Genomic DNA, 23981 nt, shown 5'->3' with positions numbered 1-23981 from the left:
GACCATGACGACAATGCTGAAATCCGGCCTAAAACTGGCGTTCATCGCCGCAGCCTTTTCGGGCGTGGCCCTGTCCGGCCCCGCTTTTGCCGATGACGACGAAGGAGGTGAAGGCGGCATTCGCGCGGTTACAAACCAGGCGACAAAAACCGAATGCTCCGCCTGCCATATGGCCTATCCGCCGGGGCTGCTGCCGCAGCGCTCCTGGCAGGCTCTGATGGGCAACCTGTCGAACCATTTCGGCGAGGATGCGAGCCTCGACGAGCCGGTGCGCAAGGAAATCGAGGACTATCTCGTCGCCAACGCGGCGGATGCCGGTGGCCGTTCCATCCGCGGCCTCAAGGCAGACCAGACGCCGCTGCGCATCTCCGAGCTGCCGTGGTTTACACGCGAGCACGGCTCCAAACTCATCGCCCGGGCGAAGGCGAACCCCAAGATCGGCTCGATCTCGAACTGCGCCGCCTGCCACCGCGGCGCCGAGAAGGGCTATTTCGAAGACGACTGATCAAGAGCCTGAAAGTGCCGCCTTCCACGTCGGCGGCACCGGACGGCAAGGCCCGCCGACGCGCTCCCGCCGGCGGGCCTTGCCTTTTCGATACATGATGATGCCTTATTCCGGCAGGATGCGGACGGCACCCTTGTCGGCGGAGCTTGCGAAGGCGGCATAGGCCTTCAGTGCCGTGGTAACGTTCCGCTTGCGCGGGCTCGACGGCTTCCAGCCGGCCTTGTCCTGCTCCGCACGGCGATGGGCGAGCTCATCGGCGCCGACCGCGAGATTGATCGTGCGGTTCGGGATGTCGATCTCGATCGTATCGCCGTCGCGAACCAGGCCGATCGTGCCGCCATTTGCCGCTTCCGGCGAAACGTGACCGATCGACAGGCCCGAGGTGCCGCCGGAGAAGCGTCCGTCGGTGATGAGCGCGCATTCTTTGCCGAGGCCCTTCGACTTCAGATAGCTCGTCGGATAGAGCATTTCCTGCATGCCGGGGCCACCCTTCGGGCCTTCGTAGCGGATGACGACGACATCGCCGGCAACGACCTCGTTGGACAAAATCGCCTTCACCGCCGCGTCCTGGCTTTCATAGACCTTGGCCGGACCGGTGAACTTCAGGATCGACTCGTCGACGCCGGCCGTCTTCACGATGCAGCCGTCCAGCGCGATGTTGCCCTTCAGGACAGCCAGACCGCCATCCTTGGAGAACGGATGTTCGACCGAGCGGATGATGCCCTTTTCTCCGTCCGTGTCGAGCTCTTCCCAGCGCGCGCTCTGCGAGAAGGCCGTCTGGGTCGGCACGCCGCCAGGAGCGGCCTTGAAGAATTCGCGCACCGTCTCGGAATTCGTGCGGGTGATGTCCCAGCGGTCGATTGCATCGCCGAGGGTGGCGGCATGGACGGTCGGGCATTCACGGTTGATCAGGCCACCGCGGTCGAGCTCGCCGAGAATGCGCATGATGCCGCCCGCCCGGTGGACGTCTTCCATGTGAACGTCGTTCTTGGCTGGCGCGACCTTCGAGAGGCATGGAACCCTGCGCGACAGGCGATCGATGTCGTCCATGGTGAAATCCACCTCCGCCTCATGGGCGGCGGCGAGGATGTGCAGCACTGTGTTGGTCGAGCCGCCCATGGCAATGTCGAGCGCCATGGCGTTCTCGAAGGCAGCCTTCGAGGCAATCGTGCGCGGCAGGACGGAGGCGTCCTCCTGCTCGTACCAGCGGCGGGCGAGATCGACGATCAGGTGACCGGCCTCGACGAAGAGCCGCTTGCGGTCGGCGTGAGTCGCGAGCGTCGAGCCGTTGCCGGGCAGCGAAAGGCCGAGCGCTTCGGTGAGGCAGTTCATCGAATTGGCGGTGAACATACCCGAGCAGGAGCCACAGGTCGGGCAAGCGGACTGCTCGATCGCCTTGACGTCCTCGTCGGAAACCTTGTCGTCGGCCGCGGCGACCATGGCGTCGACGAGGTCGAGCGCGTGTTTCTTGCCGTGCAGGACGACTTTGCCGGCCTCCATCGGGCCGCCGGAGACGAAGACGGTCGGAATGTTGAGGCGCAGCGACGCCATCAGCATGCCGGGGGTGATCTTGTCGCAGTTCGAGATGCAGACCATCGCGTCGGCGCAATGGGCGTTGACCATGTATTCGACGCTGTCGGCGATGAGTTCGCGCGACGGCAGCGAATAGAGCATGCCGTCATGGCCCATGGCGATGCCGTCGTCGACGGCGATGGTGTCGAACTCCTTGGCGACGCCGCCGGCCGCCTCGATTTCGCGGGCGACGAGCTGGCCGAGATCCTTCAGGTGGACGTGGCCGGGAACGAACTGGGTGAACGAGTTCACCACCGCGATGATCGGCTTGCCGAAGTCGGCATCCTTCATGCCCGTCGCGCGCCAGAGACCGCGCGCGCCCGCCATGTTGCGGCCGTGGGTCGTGGTTCTTGAACGATAAGCTGGCATCGATGGTTCCTCGGATCTGTCCTGGTTATCTTTCCGGGCGCGCGCGGCAATCAAGAGCCGACCTCATGCGCATACCTGCGGATTTCCCCTTGTCCTAGTGCAATCGGCGCAAGGTGTCACTATCAGCATACCGCAAAACGGTACGCCCGGCACGACGGGTTGGTTTCCTCACGAAATCGTGGCTCGACGTTTCTTTTCGCGCGACTGAAACTCTGGTCCACTTTCCTGCGTATACTCTTCAGGAACGCAACAGTTACGAGAGAGCAGAGCCATGTCATCCTATCGTCCGCCCAGGATCGCCGCGAGCGAGATCACCCCGCCGGCGCTCTACATGAGCCGCCGGACGCTGATGGCGACCGCGGGCGCGGGACTTGCGCTCGCCGCCTTGCCGAAATCGCTGCGCGCTGCCCCTCTGGCCGCAAAGTCCAGCGACTACAAGGTCGACGAGACGGTCACCTCGAAGGAAGACGCAACCAGCTACAACAACTTCTACGAATTCGGCACCGACAAGAGCGACCCGATCCGCTATTCAGGCGACTTCAAGCCGCGGCCCTGGCGGGTGGAGGTGGGCGGGCTCGTCGCCAAGCCCACAGTCTTCGGCATCGACGACATCATGAAGGACTTTCCGATGGAGGAGCGCGTCTACCGGATGCGCTGCGTCGAGGCCTGGTCGATGGTGATCCCGTGGATCGGCTTTCCGCTTTCGGCCCTGCTCGACCGGGTGGAGCCGCTCGGCAGCGCCAAATATGTCGCCTTCGAGACGGTCGTGCGCCCAGAAGAGATGCCCGGTCAACGCGGTCTCTTCCAGCCGCTCTCCTGGCCGTATGTCGAGGGCCTGAGGCTGGACGAGGCACGCCATCCGCTGACGATCCTCGCGACCGGTCTCTACGGAGAGACGCTGCCAAACCAGAGCGGCGCGCCGCTTCGCCTCGTCGTGCCGTGGAAATACGGATTCAAGGGTATCAAGTCGATTGTCCGTATCACGCTCACCGAAAAGGAACCGCCCTGCACCTGGAACATCTCGGCTCCGCAGGAATACGGCTTCTATGCCAACGTCAATCCGGCCGTCGACCACCCTCGATGGAGCCAGGCGACGGAGCGGCGGATCGGCGAAGGCGGCGGCTTGTTCGGCGGGTCCCGGCGCGAGACCCTGCCCTTCAATGGTTATGCGGAAGAGGTCGCCGGCCTCTACGCCGGCATGGATCTCGCGAAGTACTATTGATGGCCGCCCTTCCCGTCCGCTACCGATCCCTCTCCGTCTGGGCGCTCTACGCGATCGGCCTCGCGCCCGGTCTCTGGACCTTTTATCTCGGGGTCACGGCCAATCTGGGGGCTGATCCTGTCAGGACCTTCGAGCACTTCCTCGGTCTCTGGGCGCTGCGCTTCCTGTGCCTGACGCTGCTCGTCACACCGACGCGCGATCTCTTAGGCATTAATCTAATTAGCTACCGACGCGCATTGGGGTTGCTTGCCTTCTGGTACGTGCTTGCCCACTTCACCGTCTATCTCACCCTCGACCGCGGAATGATCCTGTCATCGATTGCCGGAGATCTCGCCAAGAGGCCCTACATCATGCTCGGCATGGCGGGGCTCATCATGCTGATCCCGCTAGCACTTACCTCCAACCGCTGGTCGATCCGCAGGCTCGGGCCGCGCTGGATCATGCTGCACCGGCTCGTCTACGTCATCGCCGCCGCCGGCGTGCTCCATTATGCCCTGTCACTGAAATCGATCACCGCCGAGCCGGCCTTCTATATCGCCGCGGTCAGCCTTCTTCTCGGCTATCGGCTCGCGCGGCCGAGGCTTATGGGCTGGAAACGGCAGCGCAAGGCGCAGGTCTCCGCGAGTGCTTAAGGTCGCCGTGTCCTCGGGCGATCGAGCCGCTTCAGGGTCGCGAGGGGCGTTTCACCATAATGCCGCCGGTAGATGCCCGAAAAGCGCCCGAGATGGAAGAAACCCCACCGCATCGCGATGTCGGAAACGTCGCCCAGGGAGGATCTTGGATCAAGAAGGTCGCGGCGGGCGCCATCGAGCCTCGCAAGGCGCAACCAGATCGACGGCGGCATACCGACGGTATCCAGAAAAGCCAGGCGCAGGCGCTCGATCGACACGCCCAGATCACCGGCAAGGGCCGGCAGCGTGACCGGCTCGCCCGGATCGTCGGCGATCTGCCGTTCCACCCGCCGGAACAGATCGAGCGAGACATGCCGGCTGGTGAGCCCCTTGCTGCGATCATCGAACGCCGCCCAGAAATCGAGAAACTGTTCGGCAAGCAGGTCCGGCAGTATCCGTTCGAGATCGGCGGGCGGCCGCCCCTCCAGCGCTCCGAAGCCCAGCAGGCAGGCGAGCCAGTCGCCAAGCGCCTCGTCGGCCGGAGCGCGGCTGCGCGATCGGACTGCCGATCCAGCGGCCGAAAGTCCTATCGCCTCTACCGGCAAGGTAAGGCTGATCAGGTCGCTTTCCGCCCCCACGACCGTCATCAACTCGGTTTCGCCCTGACGTAGCGCGACCATCCGGCCGGTCTCATGGTGGCCGTTGACGCGCCAACCGCCCTGCGCCGCCATCGGGAAGATGAAAGAGAGTTTTCCGCCCGGGCTTCGCGTCTCCTGCGCGACCGCAGGACCAATGCGCTCGCGGCTGATCACCGCGTCACCGACGGTCATCAGCTCGAAGGAGGACCGATAAGTGCCGCGGCTCACCTGGCGGTAGCTCTGCACCCAGTCGTCGTCGCAAGCGTCGTGCTCGCTCGCATCCTGAAGAAGCTGCCTCTCATAGAACATCGCCGAACCATCGTCTTGCGAACCGGACTGCCCGAAATTCAGGCAGAAATCATCACACGAAGCGGATAGCCAGTCCAGTCGCGCATGCCCTAGCCATTATAGATCGATAACAAGGGGAACATCCGACATGCAGAAAACGGTTCTTGTGGCAGCGGTCCTCGCCGGTCTCGCGGTGCCTGCACTCGCTGAAACCGACGACCAGAAATGGCTGACGCCGACCATGATCAATGCCCGCGCGGCAATGATGACGCCCGAGCTTTCGCTTCTCACCTTCCAGCACATGGACGCGATCTTCGCGACGCGGCCGGTGCGGGCCGGCGGTAGCGTATGGGCTCTTGCCTCGGAGCCGGGCGATATCGGCAATACGTTTGCGCTCGACGGGCAATCGCTGCCGCTCGACGATTTTCTCGAAAAGACCGCCACAAACGGATTGCTGGTCATCCGCGACGGCAAGATCGTCAGCGAGATCTATCGCAACGGTCTCGATGAAAAGGCGCACCACATCTCCTTCTCGATGGCGAAGTCGATGCTGGCGACGATGGTCGGCATCGCCGTCTCCGAGGGCAAGATCAAGAGCCTCGACGACAAGGTCGTCGATTACCTGCCCGACTGGAAGAACTCGGCTTACGCCGACGTCTCCATCCGCGATCTCCTGATGATGCGTTCGGGCGTCGCGTGGCTCGAAGTCTACGAATTCGGCAGCGACACGCAGCTGACCGAAGTGCACAACAATTCGCTCGTCGCCTATCAGTACCGCTGGTGCGACTACGCAAAGGACCGCGCCAAGACGGAGAACAAACCGGGAGAGGTCTTCAACTATTCGACCCTCGACACATCCGTTCTCGGGTGCGTCCTCGAAAAGGCGACCGGCATGAAAGGCGCGGACTATCTGAGCGAGAAGATCTGGAAGCCCGCCGGCATGGAATCGGACGCCTTCTACATGCTCGACGGGCCGGATACCGTCGGCCGCGAGTTCTTCGGCGCCGGCATGAATGCGGCGCTCCGCGACTACGGCCGTTTCGGCCTGATGATGCTCGACGACGGCAAGGCGAACGGACGTCAGGTCATCCCAGCGGACTGGGTGAAACAGTCGACGGTACCGGATGCGACAACGGAGCCGGCGAGCAAGGACGACTGGCTCGGCTATGCCTATCAGTGGTGGACGGTGCCGGGGTCTGACGCCTATGCCGCAATCGGCCTGTTCAACCAGTTCATCTATATCGATCCGCCGAGCAGGACGGTGATCGTCAAGCTCGATTCGCCCGCCGATCCGCTGGGCTTCGAGAAGGAGAACATCGCCTTCTTCGAGCAGATCGTCAAAAACATCGCAAACTAAGCGACCACGTAGCAGGGGCCGGCCATGCCGGCCCCACGACGCGCGTTCAGCGCGTCAGCCAGGCCGGTGGCGCATCCGGACAGCGGCCGAGGACGGCCGCCTCGACGCAAGCTGCAAGGCTCGCGAAGCGCACCTCCTTGCCGCTCAGGCCCGGGCCGTAATGGGCGTATTTGCCGGAATTGGTGAGGATCAGGCGCACCGCCGGCGGTACGATCGGCGGCATCACCGTGCACCAGCAGGCGTCGCGGACGAAGGTGGCGCCGAATGCTTCCAGCTCGACGGCGATGCCACTCTCGACAATCTTTCCGTAGGTGGAACGACTTGCCGTAACGGTAAGCGTCACGTCGGGGTGCTTCCTTCGCCCACGGCAGAGTTCGGCAAGCGTCCGGCATTCGTCAGCGGAGAAGTGCGGATTGCCGAGCGCGACCAGCTCGACCGGTTCGCCGGCTGCCGGATTGAAGCTCCGCCAGACCGCGCGCAAATCGGCGCGCGATATGGTGAATATCGGCAGTGTGGCACCGCCCGTTGCCGCTTCGAAGGTCGGCGCCTCAGGCGTGACTCCGACGATGTGGAACATCGGCGCGGCGGAGGTCGTGGCAAAGGCGGCGCCGAAAGCCTTCAGGTCGTCGTCACTCGGTGCGGCCGTCTCGAGCCCCGTCAGGACCGGAATCGTGTTCGGCGCAAGCAGGCCGACCTGATAGCCGAGCAGCGGCCAGAAGCTATCGTCGCGACCGGCCATCGGTTCGACGTCGACGACCAGCTGTGCCGTGCGGTTCTCGTCGATGTGACAGCCGGCATGAGGTGCGCGGCCGGTGAGCGCGATGCAGATGTCGAGGAAGTCCGGATACTTCATTGTGCGCGCGCCGAGCACGCTGTTGGCGTAGACGACGGCATTGGATTCCGCCCAGGCGATGTCCTCGCCCCGATCCGGGGCGCCGTCGAGCTGATAGGGTGCGCAGGTGAAGGTCGGCGCGGCCCCCATGCGGACATAGGCGTCGGCAAGGGCACTCGCGGCCCGCGATCGCACCGGATCCGTTCCCTGCTCGCGCCAGCGCGCCTGATCCACCGAGATCGCGTTGAGCGAGGTCGGAACGACGACACGACCGCCCCAACCGGCAAGCTTCTCGGCGAAATCGAGACTCGCCGGACCGATATAGATACAGCCGTCAACATGGACCTGCGCCACATCGATCAGGCGCTCCGCCCCGTCCAGCCGTGCCATGCGAGTGACGATCCGCATGGCTAGGCTCGTCGCGTGGGGAACGGAGGCAGACAACAGCTCGCGGTCCCTTTCGGTGAGGGCCAGCCGATCCGTGGACGCGGAGACTTCATGTCCCGTAACCGGCGCGGCGCCGGGTTCGAAAACACTGCCTTTCTCCACGCGTAAGCGCTTCCGCCCCTGCAGGCGCGCGAAATCCCGCGGATCGAGCACCGCGATTGGAAGGGAGCGACCATAGACTTCTTCGGCAACGATCACGCCGAGGGTAAGGATATCCTCGCGTTGGGAGAAGACCATGGCGGCGGGCGCCAGTCCGTTGACGATCAGCTGCAGCAGCACGGCGCTGCCGGTGCAGGAGCCGCGACCGCCCGGCATCGCCAGCACGGCGCCGACGAGGCAAAGTCCGTGCAATGGATGGGCATGATCGATGACGATGCCGGTCTCCGGATCGACTCCGCCCCAGAAGCTCAGGCCGGTGTCGGAGAAGAGAAGCGGCCCTTCCGCCCTGCCATCGACCAGCATCGCCGCAGACGCTGCAAAAGCCCTGCCCTCCTTGTCCATGATCGCCTCCCGTGACTCCGGTGTTCCCTTCCTATTACCACGGACGGGAATCGTCGCAAGGAAAGGCCCGGTCGGCTGTCCACGGCGAGCGCTCCGTCGGTCGCCAGCCAGTGCGAAGGGCCGCCGCCGTCACGCCGGAATGTGTATCCGCTCGCGGATGTGCTTCAGCGAGGCGACGATGGTGAAGGTCATGATGACCAGCAAGGTCCATGAGCTCCATTTGCCGAGATGCACCGTGGACCAGGCACCGATCTGGTTCGGATAGTGCCAGACGGCGAAGAAGGTCGAGAGGTTCTCGGCGAGCCAGATGAAGAAGCCGATCAGGATGAAGGCCAGGATCAACGGCATTCTCCGGTCTCGGTCGAACGGGCGAAACACGACGGTCGCACGCGCATAAAGGCCGATCGCGAGTGCGGCAATGTACCAGCGGTAGTCGCCGATATAGTGATGGGTGAAGAAGTTGGCGTAGATGGCGAGCGCCACCAGCGTCGCCATCCAGTAGGGCGGATGGTGCTGAACCCGGACGTCGAGCAGGCGCCACGCCTGGATGACGTAACTGCCGACGGCGGCATACATGAAACCGGAAAAGAGCGGTACGCCGAGCAGTTTGGCATAGGCGAAATCAGGATACGCCCAGGACTGGATCGCACTTGAAGTCTTGAAGACCTCGAGGATGAAGCCAATCACATGGAAAAGGCAAATCGCCTTCAATTCGTCCAGCGTCTCGAGCCGCGTCCATATCATCCAGGCCTGGATGCCGAGCGCGATGATGAGAAGCAGGTCATAGCGCGGGATGCCGAAGAGGCCGGCGCGCGGCGTCACGAAGATCGAGACGAAGAACAACCCGGCAAAGAAGCAGGCGCGCGCTTCCTTGATACCAAATAGCAGAAATTCCACCGCAAAGCGCCGAAATCCCTTGAGTTCGGGAGCCGGTGCAAGCTCCATCAGCCGTCGGTCGAAGCTCTGCAGAAAGGCTGTGGGGCGAGCCTGTAGCGTCGTCATCGAATCTCCCGGTCAACAGAGCGTTGCCTTTTCGGCCGCAACTAGAAGGACCAAATGGGAAAAATCAAGGCGCGCGCACAACTGCGCCGATCTGGAGGAACGTCGGGCCAACCTTTTCGACCAGCGGCTTCTCGGACACAGCGAGCGCCGCGCCCTATAGCCCCCCGTCAGGAACGCAAAAAGGCCGGAGGTTTCCCTCCGGCCTTTTCTATCCTTCCCTGACGGGAGGAAACTTACGCTGCTTCAGCTTCGGCTTCGGCGGCGACGCGGGCCTTGTCGGCTGCGCCCTTGGCGTCGACATCGCGTTCAACGAACTCGATGACGGCCATTGCGGCGTTGTCGCCCTGGCGGAAGCCGGCCTTCATGATGCGCAGGTAGCCGCCGTTACGGTTGGCGTAGCGGGTGGCGATGGCATCAAACAGCTTGCGGACGGCGTCCTGGTCCTGGATCTGCGAGATGGCCTGACGACGGGCGTGCAGGTCGCCGCGCTTGCCGAGCGTAACGAGCTTTTCGACGATCGGGCGAATTTCCTTCGCCTTCGGGAGCGTCGTGACGATCTGCTCATGCGTGATGAGCGAAGCAGCCATGTTGGCGAACATCGCCTTGCGGTGGCTGGCGGTGCGGTTCAGCTTGCGGCCGGCTTTCTGGTGGCGCATTGCTATTCTCCTTTAAGTGCAGGCTCTGTCTCAGAGGCTGCCGTTTCCTGACACATACAGGCATCCGCCTGCAGTTTGACTGGAAAAGGCAGAGCTGAACCTGCCTTTTTTGTTTCTTAGTACTGGTCTTCGTAGCGCTTGGCGAGATCTTCGATGTTTTCCGGCGGCCAGGCGGGCACTTCCATACCGAGGTGCAGGCCCATGGAAGCCAGAACTTCCTTGATCTCGTTCAGCGACTTGCGACCGAAGTTCGGAGTGCGGAGCATTTCCGCTTCCGTCTTCTGAATGAGGTCGCCGATGTAGACGATGTTGTCGTTCTTCAGGCAGTTCGCAGAGCGAACCGAAAGTTCGAGCTCGTCGACCTTCTTGAGCAGCGCCGGGTTGAAGGCGAGCTCGGTGACGGCTTCTTCTTCGACTTCCTTCTGCGGCTCTTCGAAGTTGACGAACACGCCGAGCTGGTCCTGCAGGATGCGGGCAGCAAAAGCGACCGCGTCCTCACCGGTGACCGAGCCATCGGTTTCGATGGTCATGGTCAGCTTGTCGTAGTCGAGAACCTGACCTTCACGGGTGTTTTCGACCTTGTAGGACACCTTCTTGACCGGCGAGTAGAGGCTGTCGACCGGGATGAGGCCGATCGGAGCATCTTCCGCGCGGTTGCGCTCGGCCGGGACATAGCCCTTGCCGTTGTTGACCGTGAACTCCATGCGGATCTCGGCGCCCTCGTCGAGCGTGCAGATCACGTGGTCGGGGTTCAGGATCTCGATGTCGCCGACCGTCTGGATGTCACCGGCGGTGACGACGCCCGGGCCCTGCTTGCGCACGACCATGCGCTTGGAATCGTCGCCATCCATCTTGATGGCGATTTCCTTGATGTTGAGCACGATGTCGGTCACGTCTTCCCGGACGCCCGGGATCGACGAGAACTCATGCAGCACGCCGTCGATCTGGACGGCGGTCACGGCGGCGCCGCGCAGCGACGACAAGAGAACGCGACGCAGCGCGTTGCCGAGCGTCAGGCCGAAGCCGCGTTCCAGCGGTTCAGCAACCAGCGTTGCCTTCGTGCGGCCGGACGAGGTGAACTCCACCTTGTTCGGCTTGATCAGTTCCTGCCAATTCTTCTGAATCATGTTTTTACCTTCCGTTCGTTGCCACCATCCAATCGTGGCAACCGAGCATTAGAAGCGTCGAGAGGGGCGCCCGAGCGCCCGTCGACTGGATGAATAATGATCAGACGCGGCGCTTCTTGCGCGGGCGGCAGCCGTTGTGCGGGATCGGCGTCACGTCGCGAATCGAGGTGATCATGAAACCAGCAGCCTGCAGAGCGCGCAGGGCCGATTCGCGGCCGGAACCCGGGCCGCAGACTTCGACTTCGAGCGACTTCATGCCGTGTTCCTGCGCCTTCTTGGCGCAGTCTTCCGCTGCGATCTGAGCGGCGAACGGGGTCGACTTGCGCGAACCCTTGAAGCCCTTGGCACCGGCCGACGACCAGGCAATGGCGTTGCCCTGCGCGTCGGTGATGGTGATCATCGTGTTGTTGAAGGTCGAGTTGACGTGTGCAACGCCCGACGAGATATTCTTGCGCTCGCGGCGGCGAACGCGGGTGGCTTCCTTGGCCATTTTCTTACCTTTCCTGATCTCTTCGCCGCCGTAGTTCCAGCGGCTCCACCTTGAAGCCAATAGGCAGTAGGCAGTAGGCAATAGGTTCTCCCTACTGCCTACTGCCCAAAACCTACTGCCTGCAAATTACTTCTTCTTACCGGCGATCGCCTTTGCCGGACCCTTGCGGGTGCGGGCATTGGTGTGCGTGCGCTGGCCACGAACCGGCAGGCCGCGGCGATGACGCAGGCCGCGGTAGCAGCCGAGATCCATCAGACGCTTGATGTTCATCGCGGTCTCGCGACGAAGATCACCCTCGACCTGATAGTCACGGTCGATCGTTTCGCGAATCGCCAGAACTTCGGCGTCGGTCAGCTGATGAACACGCTTCTCAGCCGGGATGCCGACTTTCTCAATGATTTCCTGTGCGAACTTCGGGCCGATCCCGTGAATGTAACGGAGCGCGATTACTACGCGCTTCGCGGTCGGGATGTTGACGCCAGCGATACGTGCCACGCCTATTCTCCTTGCGTTCCAGTTGCCATCCGGCAAGTGGTGTCTGGTTTACGCAGCCAAACAGGCCGCGCGTTCAAATTCGGGTCCTCAACATGTCAAAACGATCGAACCCGGTCCTCCGTGCGGAAGAACGCGCCGATCGCTTACATGTCGCGAGTTGGCGCGCTATTTAGCGGAATCAGCCGACAAAAGCAACTGTTCCGGTAAAGATTCTTGAAGCCTCGTCAGCCCTTCACGGTTGCGAGGATCGCCTCGATGTCCGCTGTGACGGCATCCATGTCCTTCATGCCGTCCACCGACTTCAGCTTGCCCTTGGCGTAATAGTAGCCGATGAGCGGCGAGGTTTCCTTGTAGTACGCCTCGAGCCGGGCCTTCATGGTCTCGGCATTGTCGTCCGGCCGGCGCTTGAACCCGGTGGAACCACACGTGTCGCAGACGCCCTCGACCGAGGGCTTCTTGTCGGTGTCGTGGTAAACGGTTCCGCAGTTGCCGCAGGAATAGCGTCCCGAAACACGACGGACGAGTTCCTTGTCGTCGACCTTGAGCTCGACGACAACCGAAAGATCCAGCCCCTTGTCGGCGAGCATCTTCTCCGTCGCATCCGCCTGCACGAGCGTGCGGGGGAAGCCATCGAGGATGAACCCTTCGGCGCAATCCGGCTGATCGATTCGCTCGGAAACGATGGCGATCACGATATCGTCCGAGACCAGCTTGCCCGCGTCCATGACAGCCTTGGCGCGCTTTCCGACTTCGGTCTCCGCGGCGACGGCTGCACGCAGCATGTCACCGGTCGACAATTGCGGAATGCCGTGTTTCACGACGATACGCTGGGCCTGGGTGCCCTTCCCCGCACCCGGCGGCCCCAAAAGGATAAGTCTCATCGTCCCCTCTTTCCTCCACGCAACTTCGACTTCTTGATCAGGCCCTCATACTGCTGGGCAATCAGGTGGCCCTGAATCTGTGCTACAGTATCGAGGGTGACGCTGACAACAATCAAAAGCGAAGTACCACCAAGGGATAATGGAACGCCGGTACGGGCGACCAGGATCTCGGGGAGGATGCAGACGAAGACGAGGTAGATCGCGCCGATCACGGTGATTCGGGTCAGCACGTAGTCGATGTATTCGGCTGTGCGCTCACCAGGGCGGATACCCGGAATGAAGCCGCCGTGCTTCTTCAGATTGTCCGCGGTGTCCTTCGGGTTGAAGACGATCGCGGTGTAGAAAAAGGCAAAGAAAGCGATCAGCGCGCCATAGAGCACCATATAGAGCGGCTGGCCGTGGCCGAGCGCCGCAACGATCGTCGTCGCCCAGGAAGGCAGCGTCGAGGTTCCGGTGAAGCCCGCGGCAGTCGCCGGCAGAAGCAGCAGCGACGAGGCGAAGATCGCCGGAATAACACCCGAGGTGTTGAGTTTCAGCGGCAGGTGTGAGGTGTCGCCCTGGAACATGCGGTTGCCGACCTGGCGCTTCGGGTACTGGATCAGCAGGCGACGCTGCGCGCGTTCCACGAAGACGATCAGCCCGATGACGGCGATCGCGACGATGATGACCGTCAGGATGAGCGCGGTCGAAAGGGCGCCGGTGCGGCCGAGTTCGAGCGTTCCGACGACGGCGGACGGCAGGCCTGCCGCGATGCCGGAAAAGATGATGAGCGAGATGCCGTTGCCGATGCCGCGCGAGGTGATCTGCTCGCCGAGCCACATCAGGAACATGGTGCCGCCGAGAAGGGTCACGACGGTCGACAGGCGGAAGAACAGGCCGGGATCGTTGACCAGTCCCTGCCCGCTTTCCAGCCCGACGGCGATGCCGTAGGCCTGCAGCGTGCCGAGAAGAACGGTACCGTAGCGGGTGTACTGGTTGATGACCTTGCGGCCCTGCTCGCCTTCCTTCTTGAGGTTCTCGAGCGCCGGGACGACGGACGTCATCAGCTGTACGATGATCGAGGCGGAGATGTAGGGCATGATCCCGAGGGCGAAGATCGCCATGCGCTGCACGGCGCCACCCGAGAACATGTTGAAGAGGCCGAGAATACCGCCGGCCTGCCCTTTGAAGGCAGCCGCATAGGCTTCAGGATTGAGACCGGGCAGCGGGATGTGCGTGCCGAGGCGATAGACAAGAAGCGCCGCAAGAGTAAACCACAGCCGCTTCTTCAGATCTTCCGCCTTCGCAAAGGTCGAAAAATTGAGATTCGAGGCCAATTGTTCCGCTGCAGAAGCCATGAAATTCTCCGCGTAACCGATCCGAAGCGAGAGCCTCGGAGGCAATTCACCAAATCGTTTTCAGAAAACCGGGCCGGCACGATTGCGGAGTAGCCGCTCGCCTCACCCTATTTTCCAGAATCTCCCGGAAGACGAAACAACGTCACCCCTTCTGAGGATCGTGAGGCTCACATATGGGAGCAAAATCGCCCGGTGTGAAGCACCCCGGGCGATCAAATCGTACTTATTCAGCGGCTTCCGCAGCTGCTACCAGCAGCTTGATCGAACCGCCGGCCTTCTCGATCTTCTCGACCGCGGCCTTGGAAGCGCCGGCAACCTCGAGGGTGACCTTGGCCTTCAGTTCACCGTCGGAAAGAACGCGAACACCGTCCTTCGGACGACGGATGACGCCGGCAGCCTTGAGAGCGGCAGCATCGATGGTCGCCTTCGGGTCGAGCTTCTTGGCATCGATCGCGGTCTGGATTCGGCCGAGCGATACGGTCACGAATTCAGATGCGAAGATGTTGTTGAAGCCGCGCTTCGGCAGACGACGGTAGATCGGCATCTGACCGCCTTCGAAGCCGTTGATGGCAACGCCCGAACGAGCCTTCTGACCCTTGACGCCGCGACCACCGGTCTTGCCCTTGCCGGAGCCGATACCGCGACCAACGCGGATACGGTCCTTGGAGGAGCCTTCGTTGTCCTTGATTTCATTCAGTTTCATGGTGACTTCCTCCGTCTCACTTCTCGTCGACGACGCGAACGAGATGCTGGACAGCACGGATCATGCCACGAACCGAAGGGGTATCCTCCAGGGTGCGGACCCGGTGCATCTTGTTGAGGCCCAGACCGATGAGCGTCTTGCGCTGGACTTCCGGGCGGCGGATAGGCGAGCCGATCTGTTCGATCGTGATCGTCTTTGCTTCAGTCTTCTTCGTAGCCTTGGCCATGGTTCAGACTCCTCTTATTCTTCAGAGGCGTTGCCGGAAGCGGCACGGCGAGCCTGGAGCGTGGCATACTTGAGGCCGCGCTGAGCTGCGATGTCCTTCGGGTGTACCTGGTGCTTCAGGGCGTCGAACGTAGCGCGAACCATGTTGTACGGGTTCGACGAACCGGTCGACTTGGCGACGACGTCGTGCATGCCGAGCGTTTCGAAAACGGCGCGCATCGGACCACCGGCGATGATACCGGTACCGGCCTTGGCGGAGCGCAGCAGAACCTTGCCGGCGCCGTGACGACCGTTGACGTCGTGATGCAGCGTACGGCCGTCACGCAGCGGTACGAAGATCATGTCGCGCTTGGCGGCTTCGGTCGCCTTGCGGATTGCTTCCGGCACTTCACGTGCCTTGCCATGGCCGAAACCGACCCGGCCCTTCTGGTCGCCGACGACGACGAGAGCAGCAAAGCCGAAACGACGGCCGCCCTTCACCACCTTGGCGACGCGATTGATGGCGACCAGCTTGTCGACGAACTCGCTGTCGCGCTCTTCACGGCTCGCACGCTCCTCGCGCGAACCACGCCTGTCCTGTGCCATTGTCCTGTTCCTTTTTCTTTTCCGGGTGCAATCGGCAGATTACGAAAAAATTCCGCCCTGCCCTTCCGGGTCACGGGCGAAATCGGGGAAACCGGCTCATGCCGGAAATCCGCCCGGACTGCAAGCCCGGGCGGAAACTCTCAAATCAGAAGGTCAGACCGCCTTCGCGGGCTGCATCGGCGAGAGCCTTGATGCGGCCGTGATAGATGAAGGCGCCGCGGTCGAAGACCACTTCCTTGACGCCCGCCTTGACGGCACGCTCGGCGACGAGCTTGCCGACGGCAGCCGCGGCCGCGACATCTGCGCCGGTCTTCAGCGACGAGCGCAGACCGGTGTCCAGGGTCGAGGCGGCAGCCAGCGTACGGCCGGCGACGTCGTCGATGATCTGGGCATAGATGTTCTTCGACGAGCGATGAACCGACAGACGCGGACGGCCATTGGCCACCGCCTTGATCTGACGCCGTACGCGATTGGCACGACGAACCAGTGCTTCTTTTCTGCTTGCCATTTCGCGCGTTCCTTACTTCTTCTTGCCTTCTTTGCGGACGATCCGCTCTTCGGCATACTTGACGCCCTTGCCCTTGTAGGGTTCGGGGCCGCGGTATTCGCGGATCTCGGCAGCGACCTGGCCGACCTGCTGCTTGTTGATCCCGGAAACCACGATTTCCGTCGGCTTCGGAACAGCGATCGAGATACCGACCGGCGGTTCGTAGACCACGTCGTGCGAGAAGCCGAGAGCCAGCTGCAGGTTCTTGCCCTGCATGGCGGCACGGTAACCGACGCCGTTGATCTCGAGCTTGCGCTCATAGCCGTCCTTCACACCCTTGAAGATGTTTTCGATCATCGTGCGGGACATGCCCCACTTCGAACGAGCACCCTTGGTGTCGTTGACAGGCCGAACAACAACCGCGTTGTCTTCGAGCTTTACGGAGATTTCGTCGTTAGCGACGAAAAACAGTTCGCCCTTCGGGCCCTTGGCAGTCACCTTCTGGCCGTCAACGGCGGCCGTGATCCCTGCAGGAACCGGAACGGGCTTTTTACCGATACGAGACATTTTTGAAATCCTGTCTGTTCGTTCTGGAGATCCCTGCCCTGTCTTAGAAGACCGAGCAGAGAACCTCACCACCAACGTTCTGTTCGCGAGCCTGGTGATCGGCCATCACGCCCTTCGGGGTCGAAAGGATGGTGATGCCGAGGCCGTTCGCGACCTGCGGAATGGACTTTACCGAGACATAAACCCGGCGGCCCGGCTTGGACACGCGGCCAATCTCGCGGATGACCGAAGCACCTTCATAGTACTTCAGTTCGATCGTGAGTTCGGACTTGCCATTGCCGTAGTCGACCTGGGAATAGCCGCGGATGTAACCTTCGGCCTGCAGGACATCGAGAACGCGTGCGCGCAGCTTGGAAGCAGGAGTGCTTACCGAGCTCTTGCGGCGGGCAGCGCCGTTACGGATACGGGTGAGCATATCGCCCAACGGATCAGTCATCGTCATTTACCCGTCTCCTTACCAGCTCGACTTGACAATGCCCGGCACCTTGCCGAGGTTGCCCAGCTCGCGAAGCGCGATACGCGACATCTTGAGCTTACGGTAGAATGCGCGCGGACGACCGGTTACTTCGCAACGGTTGCGAATGCGGGTCTTGGAGCCATCGCGCGGCAGTTCTGCCAGCTTCAGGGTTGCCTTGAACCGCTCTTCAATCGAGAGAGACTGGTTCATGATGGTTGCCTTGAGGGCGGCACGCTTGCTGGCCTGCTGGGCAACTGTCTTGCGGCGGCGCTTGTTCTTTTCAACTGCGCTTGTCTTCGCCATATCGAAGTTCCTCTTCTACGCTCGTCGTTACGGTTACTGACGGAACGGGAAGTTGAACTCTTTCAGAAGAGCCCGAGCTTCGTCGTCCGTGTTTGCCGTCGTGCAAACGATGATGTCCATGCCCCACATCTGATCAACCTTGTCGTAGTTGATCTCAGGGAACACAATGTGCTCCTTGATGCCCATGGCGAAGTTGCCACGGCCGTCAAAGCTCTTCGGGTTCAGGCCCCGGAAGTCGCGAACGCGCGGCAGCGCGATGTTGATCAGGCGGTCCAGGAATTCGTACATGCGGGCGCCACGAAGGGTAACCTTCGCACCGATCGGCATGTTTTCGCGGACCTTGAAGCCGGCGATCGAGTTGCGTGCCTTGGTGATGACCGGCTTCTGGCCGGCAATCGCCGCGAGGTCGGCGGCAGCAATGGTCGGCTTCTTGGAGTCGCCGGTTGCTTCGCCCACACCCATGTTGATCACGATCTTGTCGATCTTCGGGATCTGCATTTCGTTAGCGTAGGAGAAGGTCTCCTGCATGCTCTTGCGGATCCGGGAAACATATTCCTTCTTGAGCCGCGGCTCGTACTTTGCCTCAGCCATCGATCACATCTCCCGAACGCTTGGCCACACGCACCTTCTTGCCGTCGACGACCTTGAAACCGACGCGGGTCGGCTTGCCGTCCTTGTCCATGACGGCAAGGTTGGACAGATGCACGGAAGCTTCCTTGTTGATGATGCCGGCTTCCTGGCTCTGGGTCTGACGCTGATGGCGCTTGACGATATTGATGCCACGAACGACCGCACGGTCTTCCTTCGGCATCACCTGAATGACTTCGCCGGAACGACCCTTGTCCTTGCCGGTGAGTACGACGACCTTGTCGCCCTTACGAATCTTTTGCATCGCTTGTCGCTCCCTTACAGTACTTCCGGAGCCAGCGAGATGATCTTCATATGGTTCTTGGCGCGAAGTTCGCGCGGAACCGGTCCGAAGATACGGGTGCCGATCGGCTCTTTCTTGTTGTCGATAAGAACGGCTGCGTTGCTGTCGAAGCGGATGACGCTGCCGTCGGGACGGCGGATGTCCTTGGCGGTGCGGACGACGACCGCCTTCATCACGTCACCCTTCTTCACGCGGCCGCGCGGAATCGCTTCCTTGATCGAAACGACGATAATGTCGCCGACCGAAGCGTACTTGCGCTTGGAGCCGCCCAGCACCTTGATGCACATGACACGACGTGCGCCGGAATTATCCGCCACGTCGAGGTTAGTCTGCATCTGAATCATGTCAGGTCGCCTTCTTGTTGTACCGGAACGGTTGGGCGCAATGCCCCCTATTCCGGCTCATGATAAATCTCGATTGTCGCGCGGGAGGGATCTTGCCAAGGCGGTTTCCCGTCGAGGGACCTTCCCTGCGCTCAAAGCAAAAGAACGCCCGCTTGCCGAGCGTTCCTGCGCCAGTGTGGTGCTTCATACAGATTTTTGCGCAAGGTGCAATACCTAAGCGCAAATCTCCGTCGATCAGGCGTGGGCGGAAACGACCGTCCAGCGCTTGTCCTTCGAAATCGGCGCACATTCCTCGATGGAAACGACATCGCCGACCTTATACTGGTTGCTTTCGTCGTGAGCCTTGTACTTCTTCGAACGACGAACCGTCTTCTGGAGGAGCGGGTGAGCGAATCGACGCTCCACACGAACCACCACGGTCTTGTCGTTCTTGTCGCTGACGACGACGCCCTGCAGAATGCGTTTAGGCATATTATTCTGGTCCTTTAGGCCTTGGCTTCCGCCGCCTTCTGGCGGGCGATGGTTTTCACGCGTGCGATGTCCCGACGGACTTCCTGGATACGCGAAGACTTTTCAAGCTGGCCGGTCGCCTTCTGGAAGCGCAGGTTGAACTGCTCCTTCTTCAGCTTGGCAAGCTCGTCATTCAACTGGTCGGCGCTCATGGCGCGAACATCTGCGGCTTTCATGGGCCTGATCCTCACTCTGCAATGCGCTGAACGAAGCGCGTCTTGACCGAGAGCTTGGCCGCGCCGAGACGCAGAGCCTCGCGGGCGATCTCTTCGGAAACGCCGTCGATCTCGAACATCATACGACCGGGCTTGACCTTGCAGGCCCAGTATTCGACGGAACCCTTGCCCTTACCCATACGGACTTCGGTCGGCTTCGCCGTGACCGGAACGTCGGGGAACACACGGATCCACACACGGCCGGCACGCTTCATGTGGCGCGTGATGGCGCGACGTGCCGCTTCGATTTCGCGAGCGTTGACGCGGTTCGGTTCCTGAGCCTTCAGGCCGAATTCACCGAAAGCCAGATCGAAACCACCCTTGGCGACGCCCTTGATGCGACCCTTGAACTGCTTGCGGTACTTGGTACGCTTTGGCTGCAACATTTTCTTACTTCTCCGAGCTTATCTTTCGCCAGCGCCTATCAAGCGTTCTCGCGACGCCGCTCGCCGCGTTCACGGCTTGCCGGACCTTGCGAGTCGCCTTCGAGCGCACGGCGCTCAGATGCCATCGGATCGTGCTCAAGGATTTCGCCCTTGAAGATCCAGACCTTGATACCGCAGATACCGTAGGCGGTTTCTGCTTCGGCGGTGCCGTAGTCGATGTCCGCACGCAGCGTGTGCAGCGGAACGCGGCCTTCACGGTACCATTCGGTACGAGCGATTTCCGCACCGCCGAGACGGCCGGCGCAGGTGATCTTGATGCCTTCGGCGCCAAGACGCATGGCCGACTGAACGGCACGCTTCATCGCACGACGGAACGCGATACGACGTTCCAGCTGCTGGGCGATCGACTGTGCGACGAGCGTCGCGTCGATTTCCGGCTTGCGCACTTCGACGATGTTGAGGTGCGTTTCGGAATTCGTCATCTCCGAGAGCTTCTTGCGGAGCTTCTCGATGTCTGCACCCTTCTTGCCAATGATCAGACCCGGACGAGCCGAATGGATCGTGACGCGGCACTTCTTGTGCGGACGCTCGATGACGACCTTGGCGATGCCGGCCTGCTTCAGTTCCGACATCAGGTAGGAACGGATCTTCAGGTCTTCATGCAGCAGCTGGCCGTATTCGGCGTTGTCGGCGAACCAGCGGCTGTCCCAGGTACGGTTGATGCCGAGACGGAAACCGATCGGATTGATTTTCTGACCCATTATGCGGCCTCCCCATTGGCTTCGACTTCCCGCACGACGATCGTCAGGTGCGAGAACGGCTTTTCGATGCGCGATGCACGGCCGCGGCCACGAGCGTGGAAACGCTTCATGACGATCGACTTGCCGACATAGGCTTCTGCAACGATCAGCTGGTCGACGTCGAGATCGTGGTTGTTCTCGGCGTTCGCGATGGCCGATTCCAGCGTCTTCTTGACGGTGCCGGCGATGCGCTTGCGCGAGAACTCGAGGTCAGCGAGTGCGCGGTCAACCTTCTTGCCGCGGATCATCGCGGCAACCAGGTTGAGCTTCTGGGGGCTGACGCGGAGCGTGCGCGCAACGGCTTGCGCCTCGTTATCCTTCAGCCGACGTTCGGCTTTTGCCTTGCCCATTTCTTACTTCCTCTTCGCTTTCTTGTCCGCACCGTGACCGTAGTAGGTCCGGGTGGGAGCGAATTCTCCGAACTTGTGTCCGACCATGTCTTCGTTGACGCTGACCGGAACATGCTTGCTGCCGTTGTAGACGCCGAAGGTCAGACCTACGAACTGCGGCAGGATCGTGGAGCGACGGCTCCACATCTTGATCACTTCGCTACGACCGCCTTCGCGAACCTTCTCAGCCTTCTTGAGAAGATAGCCGTCAACGAACGGACCTTTCCATACTGAACGAGCCATTAATGACTACCTCTCTTACTTCTTCTTCAGGTGGCGGGAGCGCATGATGAACTTGTCGGTCGACTTGTTCGAGCGCGTACGCTTGCCCTTGGTCGGCTTGCCCCACGGGGTAACCGGATGACGGCCACCGGAGGTGCGGCCTTCACCACCACCGTGCGGGTGGTCGACCGGGTTCATGACGACGCCGCGGTTATGCGGGGTCTTACCACGCCAGCGCGTACGACCAGCCTTGCCGTCGTTGATGTTGCCGTGGTCCGGGTTGGAGACGGCGCCGACGGTTGCAAGGCACGAGCCATGCACGAGGCGCTGCTCACCGGAGTTCAGGCGAAGGATCGCCATGCCGGCATCGCGGCCGACCAGCTGTACATAGGTGCCTGCAGAGCGGGCGATCTGGCCGCCCTTGCCCGGCTTCATTTCGACGTTGTGGACGATCGAACCGACCGGGATGTACTGCAGCGGCATGGTGTTGCCGGGCTTGACGTCGACAGCCTTGTCGGACGCGATGACCTTGTCACCGGCAGCGAGGCGCTGCGGCGCCAGGATGTAAGCCTGTTCGCCGTCGGCATAGGTGACGAGAGCGATGAACGCGGTGCGGTTCGGGTCGTATTCCAGACGCTCGACGGTGCCTTCGACGTCGAACTTGCGACGCTTGAAGTCAACCAGGCGATAGGTGCGCTTGTGACCGCCGCCGATGAAGCGGGCGGTGATGCGGCCGAGGTTGTTACGACCACCGCTCTTGGTCAGACCTTCCGTCAGAGCCTTGACCGGCTTGCCCTTGTAGAGGCTGGAGCGGTCGACGATGACGAGCTGACGCTGGCTCGGCGTGGTCGGATTGAAGTGTTTCAATGCCATTGTTCCTGTTCCCTACCTCAGACGCCCGTCGACACGTCGATGGACTGACCTTCGGCGAGCGTTACGATCGCCTTCTTGACGTCCTTCTGCTTGCCGGCAAAACCGCGGAAACGCTTGATCTTGCCCTTGCGCAGCAGCGTGTTCACGGCCGTGACCTTGACACCGAAGAGCGATTCGACGGCAGCCTTGATTTCCGGCTTCGTTGCGCCCTTGGCGACGTTGAACACAACCTGGTTCTGTTCCGAAACCAAGGTCGACTTTTCGGTGATCGACGGAGATACGATCACATCGTAGTGGCGAAGATCAGTCATTTGAACCGCTCCTCCAGAGCTTCAACCGCAGCCTTGGAAAGCACGAGCTTGCCGCGACGCAGGATGTCGTAAACGTTGATGCCCTGAACCGGCAGAACATCGATGTTCGGGATGTTCTGGGCAGCGAGCTTGAAGTTGCTGTCGATTTCGGCGCCGCCGATCACGAGAGCGTTGGTGAGGCCGAGCGAGGCAAAGTTGCCGACGAGAGCCTTGGTCTTGGCTTCGGCAGCGACCAGCTGATCGACGATGATCAGGTCTTCAGCCTTGAGCTTGGCGGAGAGAGCATGACGCAGAGCGAGCGCACGAACCTTCTTCGGAAGGTCCTGGGCGTGGCTGCGAACGACCGGGCCGTGGGCCTTACCACCGCCGCGGAACTGCGGAGCGCGAGCCGAATGGTGACGAGCGCGGCCCGTACCCTTCTGCTTGTACATCTTCGAGCCGGTGCGGGAGACTTCCGCGCGACCCTTCGCCTTGTGCGTTCCCTGACGCTTGTTGGCAAGCTGCCAGCGGATCATGCGAGCGATGATGTCTTCGCGCGGCTCCAGGCCGAAAATTTCATCCGACAGGGAAACCTTGCCGGCGTCTTTGCCCTCGAGGGTCTTGACGTTCAATTCCATTGGTTTGGCTCCCTTACTTCGATGCCGACTTAACGGCGTCGCGGACGATGATCCAGGAACCCTTGGAACCGGGAACGGCGCCCTTCACAAGGATGAGACCCCGATCTTCATCGGTCGAAACGACTTCAAGGTTCTGCGTGGTGACGCGCGTCTGGCCCATGTGACCAGCCATGCGCTTGCCCTTCCAGACGCGACCCGGATCCTGGTTGGAACCGGTCGAACCGTGGGAGCGGTGCGAAACAGACACACCGTGCGTGGCACGAAGACCGCCGAAGTTGTGGCGCTTGATGGCGCCGGCAAAACCCTTACCGATCGTGGTGCCGGTCACGTCGACCAACTGACCCGCGGCAAAGTGGCCGGCAGTGATCTGCGAACCGACGTCGATCAGGTTTTCTTCCGAAACGCGGAACTCGACGAGCTTCGCCTTCGGTTCGACGCTGGCGGCAGCAAAGTTGCCGCGCATGGCCTTCGACGTGTTCTTTACCTTGGCAGCGCCGGCGCCCAGCTGGACGGCCGTGTAGCCATTCTTTTCCTTGGTGCGGTGAGCGACAACCTGAACATTGTCGAGCCGCAAAACCGTTACCGGGACATGCTCGCCGGCGTCGTTGTAGACGCGGGTCATTCCCACTTTCTGTGCAATCACACCTGAACGCATCAGTTCGTTCCTCTTGAGAGTCGTGTCGGGGCCTTAGCGACCCTTCCTTGCCTCTTTGTTTAAGGATTCCT

Annotated in this window: 34 protein-coding genes; 4 read left to right on the top strand and 30 right to left on the bottom strand. The window is 61.6% G+C overall.

The window, feature by feature from the left end; all coding sequences use genetic code 11:
* Nucleotides 1-4: 4 nt before the first annotated feature.
* Nucleotides 5-505: a diheme cytochrome c gene (locus NHF53_RS07830; protein WP_252833724.1), complete on the top strand. Its 501-nt coding sequence runs from the start codon at nucleotides 5-7 to the stop codon at nucleotides 503-505.
* A 105-nt stretch (nucleotides 506-610) separates the two neighbouring features.
* Here the strand turns inward: NHF53_RS07830 and ilvD are convergent, their stop codons facing one another.
* A complete protein-coding gene (gene ilvD, locus NHF53_RS07825; protein WP_252833723.1) occupies nucleotides 611-2446 on the bottom strand; it encodes a dihydroxy-acid dehydratase in 1836 nt (611 codons plus the stop codon).
* A gap of 271 nt (nucleotides 2447-2717) precedes the next feature.
* On the opposite strand from ilvD, the gene msrP reads away from it, so the two are divergent.
* Both msrP and msrQ read left to right on the top strand, forming a co-directional pair.
* A complete protein-coding gene (gene msrP / locus NHF53_RS07820) occupies nucleotides 2718-3668 on the top strand; it encodes a protein-methionine-sulfoxide reductase catalytic subunit MsrP (RefSeq protein ID WP_114362276.1) in 951 nt (316 codons plus the stop codon).
* Nucleotides 3668-4300 (top strand): protein-methionine-sulfoxide reductase heme-binding subunit MsrQ, encoded by a 633-nt coding sequence (gene msrQ, locus NHF53_RS07815; protein WP_252833722.1) that lies wholly within the window; start codon nucleotides 3668-3670, stop codon nucleotides 4298-4300. The genes msrP and msrQ overlap by 1 nt, the downstream gene beginning before the upstream one ends.
* On the opposite strand, the gene NHF53_RS07810 is transcribed toward msrQ, so the two are convergent.
* Nucleotides 4297-5226 (bottom strand): helix-turn-helix domain-containing protein, encoded by a 930-nt coding sequence (locus tag NHF53_RS07810; protein WP_252833721.1) that lies wholly within the window; start codon nucleotides 5224-5226, stop codon nucleotides 4297-4299. The genes msrQ and NHF53_RS07810 overlap by 4 nt on opposite strands.
* A gap of 127 nt (nucleotides 5227-5353) precedes the next feature.
* On the opposite strand from NHF53_RS07810, the gene NHF53_RS07805 reads away from it, so the two are divergent.
* On the top strand, nucleotides 5354-6562 hold the full coding sequence (locus tag NHF53_RS07805) for a serine hydrolase (protein WP_252833720.1): 1209 nt from the start codon (nucleotides 5354-5356) through the stop codon (nucleotides 6560-6562).
* Between the two features lie 46 nt (nucleotides 6563-6608).
* Here the strand turns inward: NHF53_RS07805 and NHF53_RS07800 are convergent, their stop codons facing one another.
* From NHF53_RS07800 to rplC, 28 genes are all read right to left on the bottom strand, one after another.
* The gene (locus tag NHF53_RS07800; protein ID WP_252833719.1) at nucleotides 6609-8342 is read right to left on the bottom strand and encodes an aconitase X; all 1734 of its coding nucleotides are present in this window, start codon (nucleotides 8340-8342) and stop codon (nucleotides 6609-6611) included.
* Nucleotides 8343-8471: 129 nt separating this feature from the next.
* On the bottom strand, nucleotides 8472-9287 hold the full coding sequence (locus tag NHF53_RS07795) for a DUF817 domain-containing protein (protein ID WP_252834938.1): 816 nt from the start codon (nucleotides 9285-9287) through the stop codon (nucleotides 8472-8474).
* Between the two features lie 290 nt (nucleotides 9288-9577).
* Nucleotides 9578-10000, bottom strand: a complete 423-nt coding sequence (gene rplQ, locus NHF53_RS07790; protein ID WP_112684647.1) for a 50S ribosomal protein L17 — start codon at nucleotides 9998-10000, stop codon at nucleotides 9578-9580.
* Between the two features lie 116 nt (nucleotides 10001-10116).
* Nucleotides 10117-11127 (bottom strand): DNA-directed RNA polymerase subunit alpha, encoded by a 1011-nt coding sequence (locus NHF53_RS07785; RefSeq protein WP_112684649.1) that lies wholly within the window; start codon nucleotides 11125-11127, stop codon nucleotides 10117-10119.
* Nucleotides 11128-11227: 100 nt separating this feature from the next.
* Nucleotides 11228-11617, bottom strand: a complete 390-nt coding sequence (gene rpsK, locus NHF53_RS07780; protein WP_015915761.1) for a 30S ribosomal protein S11 — start codon at nucleotides 11615-11617, stop codon at nucleotides 11228-11230.
* A 126-nt stretch (nucleotides 11618-11743) separates the two neighbouring features.
* Nucleotides 11744-12112, bottom strand: a complete 369-nt coding sequence (gene rpsM / locus NHF53_RS07775) for a 30S ribosomal protein S13 (protein WP_112684651.1) — start codon at nucleotides 12110-12112, stop codon at nucleotides 11744-11746.
* 224 nt (nucleotides 12113-12336) lie between these two features.
* A complete protein-coding gene (locus NHF53_RS07770) occupies nucleotides 12337-12993 on the bottom strand; it encodes an adenylate kinase (RefSeq protein WP_252833718.1) in 657 nt (218 codons plus the stop codon).
* Entirely contained in the window at nucleotides 12990-14330 is a 1341-nt protein-coding gene (gene secY, locus NHF53_RS07765; RefSeq protein ID WP_114362267.1) for a preprotein translocase subunit SecY, read from the bottom strand. Before secY ends, NHF53_RS07770 begins: the two co-directional genes overlap by 4 nt.
* Nucleotides 14331-14553: 223 nt before the next feature.
* Nucleotides 14554-15033 (bottom strand): 50S ribosomal protein L15, encoded by a 480-nt coding sequence (gene rplO / locus NHF53_RS07760; RefSeq protein WP_252833717.1) that lies wholly within the window; start codon nucleotides 15031-15033, stop codon nucleotides 14554-14556.
* Between the two features lie 16 nt (nucleotides 15034-15049).
* Nucleotides 15050-15259: a 50S ribosomal protein L30 gene (gene rpmD, locus NHF53_RS07755; protein WP_113462293.1), complete on the bottom strand. Its 210-nt coding sequence runs from the start codon at nucleotides 15257-15259 to the stop codon at nucleotides 15050-15052.
* A 14-nt stretch (nucleotides 15260-15273) separates the two neighbouring features.
* Nucleotides 15274-15843: a 30S ribosomal protein S5 gene (rpsE, locus tag NHF53_RS07750; RefSeq protein WP_112684661.1), complete on the bottom strand. Its 570-nt coding sequence runs from the start codon at nucleotides 15841-15843 to the stop codon at nucleotides 15274-15276.
* 145 nt (nucleotides 15844-15988) lie between these two features.
* The gene (gene rplR, locus NHF53_RS07745) at nucleotides 15989-16351 is read right to left on the bottom strand and encodes a 50S ribosomal protein L18 (RefSeq protein ID WP_112684663.1); all 363 of its coding nucleotides are present in this window, start codon (nucleotides 16349-16351) and stop codon (nucleotides 15989-15991) included.
* A 12-nt stretch (nucleotides 16352-16363) separates the two neighbouring features.
* Nucleotides 16364-16897 carry a 50S ribosomal protein L6 gene (gene rplF, locus NHF53_RS07740; RefSeq protein WP_114362266.1) on the bottom strand — a complete coding sequence of 178 codons (534 nt, stop codon included), beginning with the start codon at nucleotides 16895-16897 and terminating at the stop codon, nucleotides 16364-16366.
* Nucleotides 16898-16940: 43 nt separating this feature from the next.
* Entirely contained in the window at nucleotides 16941-17339 is a 399-nt protein-coding gene (rpsH, locus tag NHF53_RS07735; RefSeq protein ID WP_112684667.1) for a 30S ribosomal protein S8, read from the bottom strand.
* A 12-nt stretch (nucleotides 17340-17351) separates the two neighbouring features.
* Complete coding sequence (gene rpsN, locus NHF53_RS07730) at nucleotides 17352-17657, bottom strand: 30S ribosomal protein S14 (protein WP_112684669.1); 306 nt, start codon at nucleotides 17655-17657, stop codon at nucleotides 17352-17354.
* A 33-nt stretch (nucleotides 17658-17690) separates the two neighbouring features.
* Nucleotides 17691-18248 (bottom strand): 50S ribosomal protein L5, encoded by a 558-nt coding sequence (rplE, locus tag NHF53_RS07725; protein WP_114362265.1) that lies wholly within the window; start codon nucleotides 18246-18248, stop codon nucleotides 17691-17693.
* Nucleotides 18241-18549: a 50S ribosomal protein L24 gene (rplX, locus tag NHF53_RS07720; protein WP_114362264.1), complete on the bottom strand. Its 309-nt coding sequence runs from the start codon at nucleotides 18547-18549 to the stop codon at nucleotides 18241-18243. Before rplX ends, rplE begins: the two co-directional genes overlap by 8 nt.
* Nucleotides 18550-18563: 14 nt before the next feature.
* Complete coding sequence (gene rplN / locus NHF53_RS07715; RefSeq protein WP_112684675.1) at nucleotides 18564-18932, bottom strand: 50S ribosomal protein L14; 369 nt, start codon at nucleotides 18930-18932, stop codon at nucleotides 18564-18566.
* A 234-nt stretch (nucleotides 18933-19166) separates the two neighbouring features.
* Complete coding sequence (rpsQ, locus tag NHF53_RS07710) at nucleotides 19167-19403, bottom strand: 30S ribosomal protein S17 (protein WP_112684677.1); 237 nt, start codon at nucleotides 19401-19403, stop codon at nucleotides 19167-19169.
* 14 nt (nucleotides 19404-19417) lie between these two features.
* Nucleotides 19418-19618, bottom strand: a complete 201-nt coding sequence (gene rpmC / locus NHF53_RS07705; protein ID WP_028735898.1) for a 50S ribosomal protein L29 — start codon at nucleotides 19616-19618, stop codon at nucleotides 19418-19420.
* Between the two features lie 11 nt (nucleotides 19619-19629).
* Nucleotides 19630-20043, bottom strand: a complete 414-nt coding sequence (gene rplP / locus NHF53_RS07700) for a 50S ribosomal protein L16 (protein WP_112684679.1) — start codon at nucleotides 20041-20043, stop codon at nucleotides 19630-19632.
* Between the two features lie 38 nt (nucleotides 20044-20081).
* Nucleotides 20082-20804, bottom strand: coding sequence for a 30S ribosomal protein S3 (rpsC, locus tag NHF53_RS07695; RefSeq protein ID WP_112684681.1), 723 nt, complete (start codon nucleotides 20802-20804; stop codon nucleotides 20082-20084).
* Nucleotides 20804-21193: a 50S ribosomal protein L22 gene (rplV, locus tag NHF53_RS07690; RefSeq protein ID WP_112684683.1), complete on the bottom strand. Its 390-nt coding sequence runs from the start codon at nucleotides 21191-21193 to the stop codon at nucleotides 20804-20806. The genes rpsC and rplV overlap by 1 nt, the downstream gene beginning before the upstream one ends.
* A gap of 3 nt (nucleotides 21194-21196) precedes the next feature.
* The gene (gene rpsS, locus NHF53_RS07685; RefSeq protein ID WP_062282885.1) at nucleotides 21197-21475 is read right to left on the bottom strand and encodes a 30S ribosomal protein S19; all 279 of its coding nucleotides are present in this window, start codon (nucleotides 21473-21475) and stop codon (nucleotides 21197-21199) included.
* 15 nt (nucleotides 21476-21490) lie between these two features.
* Nucleotides 21491-22327 (bottom strand): 50S ribosomal protein L2, encoded by an 837-nt coding sequence (gene rplB / locus NHF53_RS07680; protein ID WP_112684684.1) that lies wholly within the window; start codon nucleotides 22325-22327, stop codon nucleotides 21491-21493.
* A 17-nt stretch (nucleotides 22328-22344) separates the two neighbouring features.
* Nucleotides 22345-22638 (bottom strand): 50S ribosomal protein L23, encoded by a 294-nt coding sequence (locus NHF53_RS07675; RefSeq protein ID WP_114362263.1) that lies wholly within the window; start codon nucleotides 22636-22638, stop codon nucleotides 22345-22347.
* The gene (gene rplD / locus NHF53_RS07670; RefSeq protein WP_114362262.1) at nucleotides 22635-23255 is read right to left on the bottom strand and encodes a 50S ribosomal protein L4; all 621 of its coding nucleotides are present in this window, start codon (nucleotides 23253-23255) and stop codon (nucleotides 22635-22637) included. The genes NHF53_RS07675 and rplD overlap by 4 nt, the downstream gene beginning before the upstream one ends.
* 13 nt (nucleotides 23256-23268) lie before the next feature.
* Nucleotides 23269-23910, bottom strand: coding sequence for a 50S ribosomal protein L3 (gene rplC, locus NHF53_RS07665; RefSeq protein ID WP_252833716.1), 642 nt, complete (start codon nucleotides 23908-23910; stop codon nucleotides 23269-23271).
* Between the last annotated feature and the right edge of the window lie 71 nt (nucleotides 23911-23981).

It is taken from the genome of Ciceribacter sp. RN22 (genome assembly GCF_024054295.1).
Taxonomy (GTDB): Bacteria; Pseudomonadota; Alphaproteobacteria; order Rhizobiales; family Rhizobiaceae; genus Allorhizobium; species Allorhizobium lividum.
The sequence above is the reverse complement of the archived record's forward strand: the minus strand, read 5'-3'. Positions and strand labels throughout refer to the sequence as shown.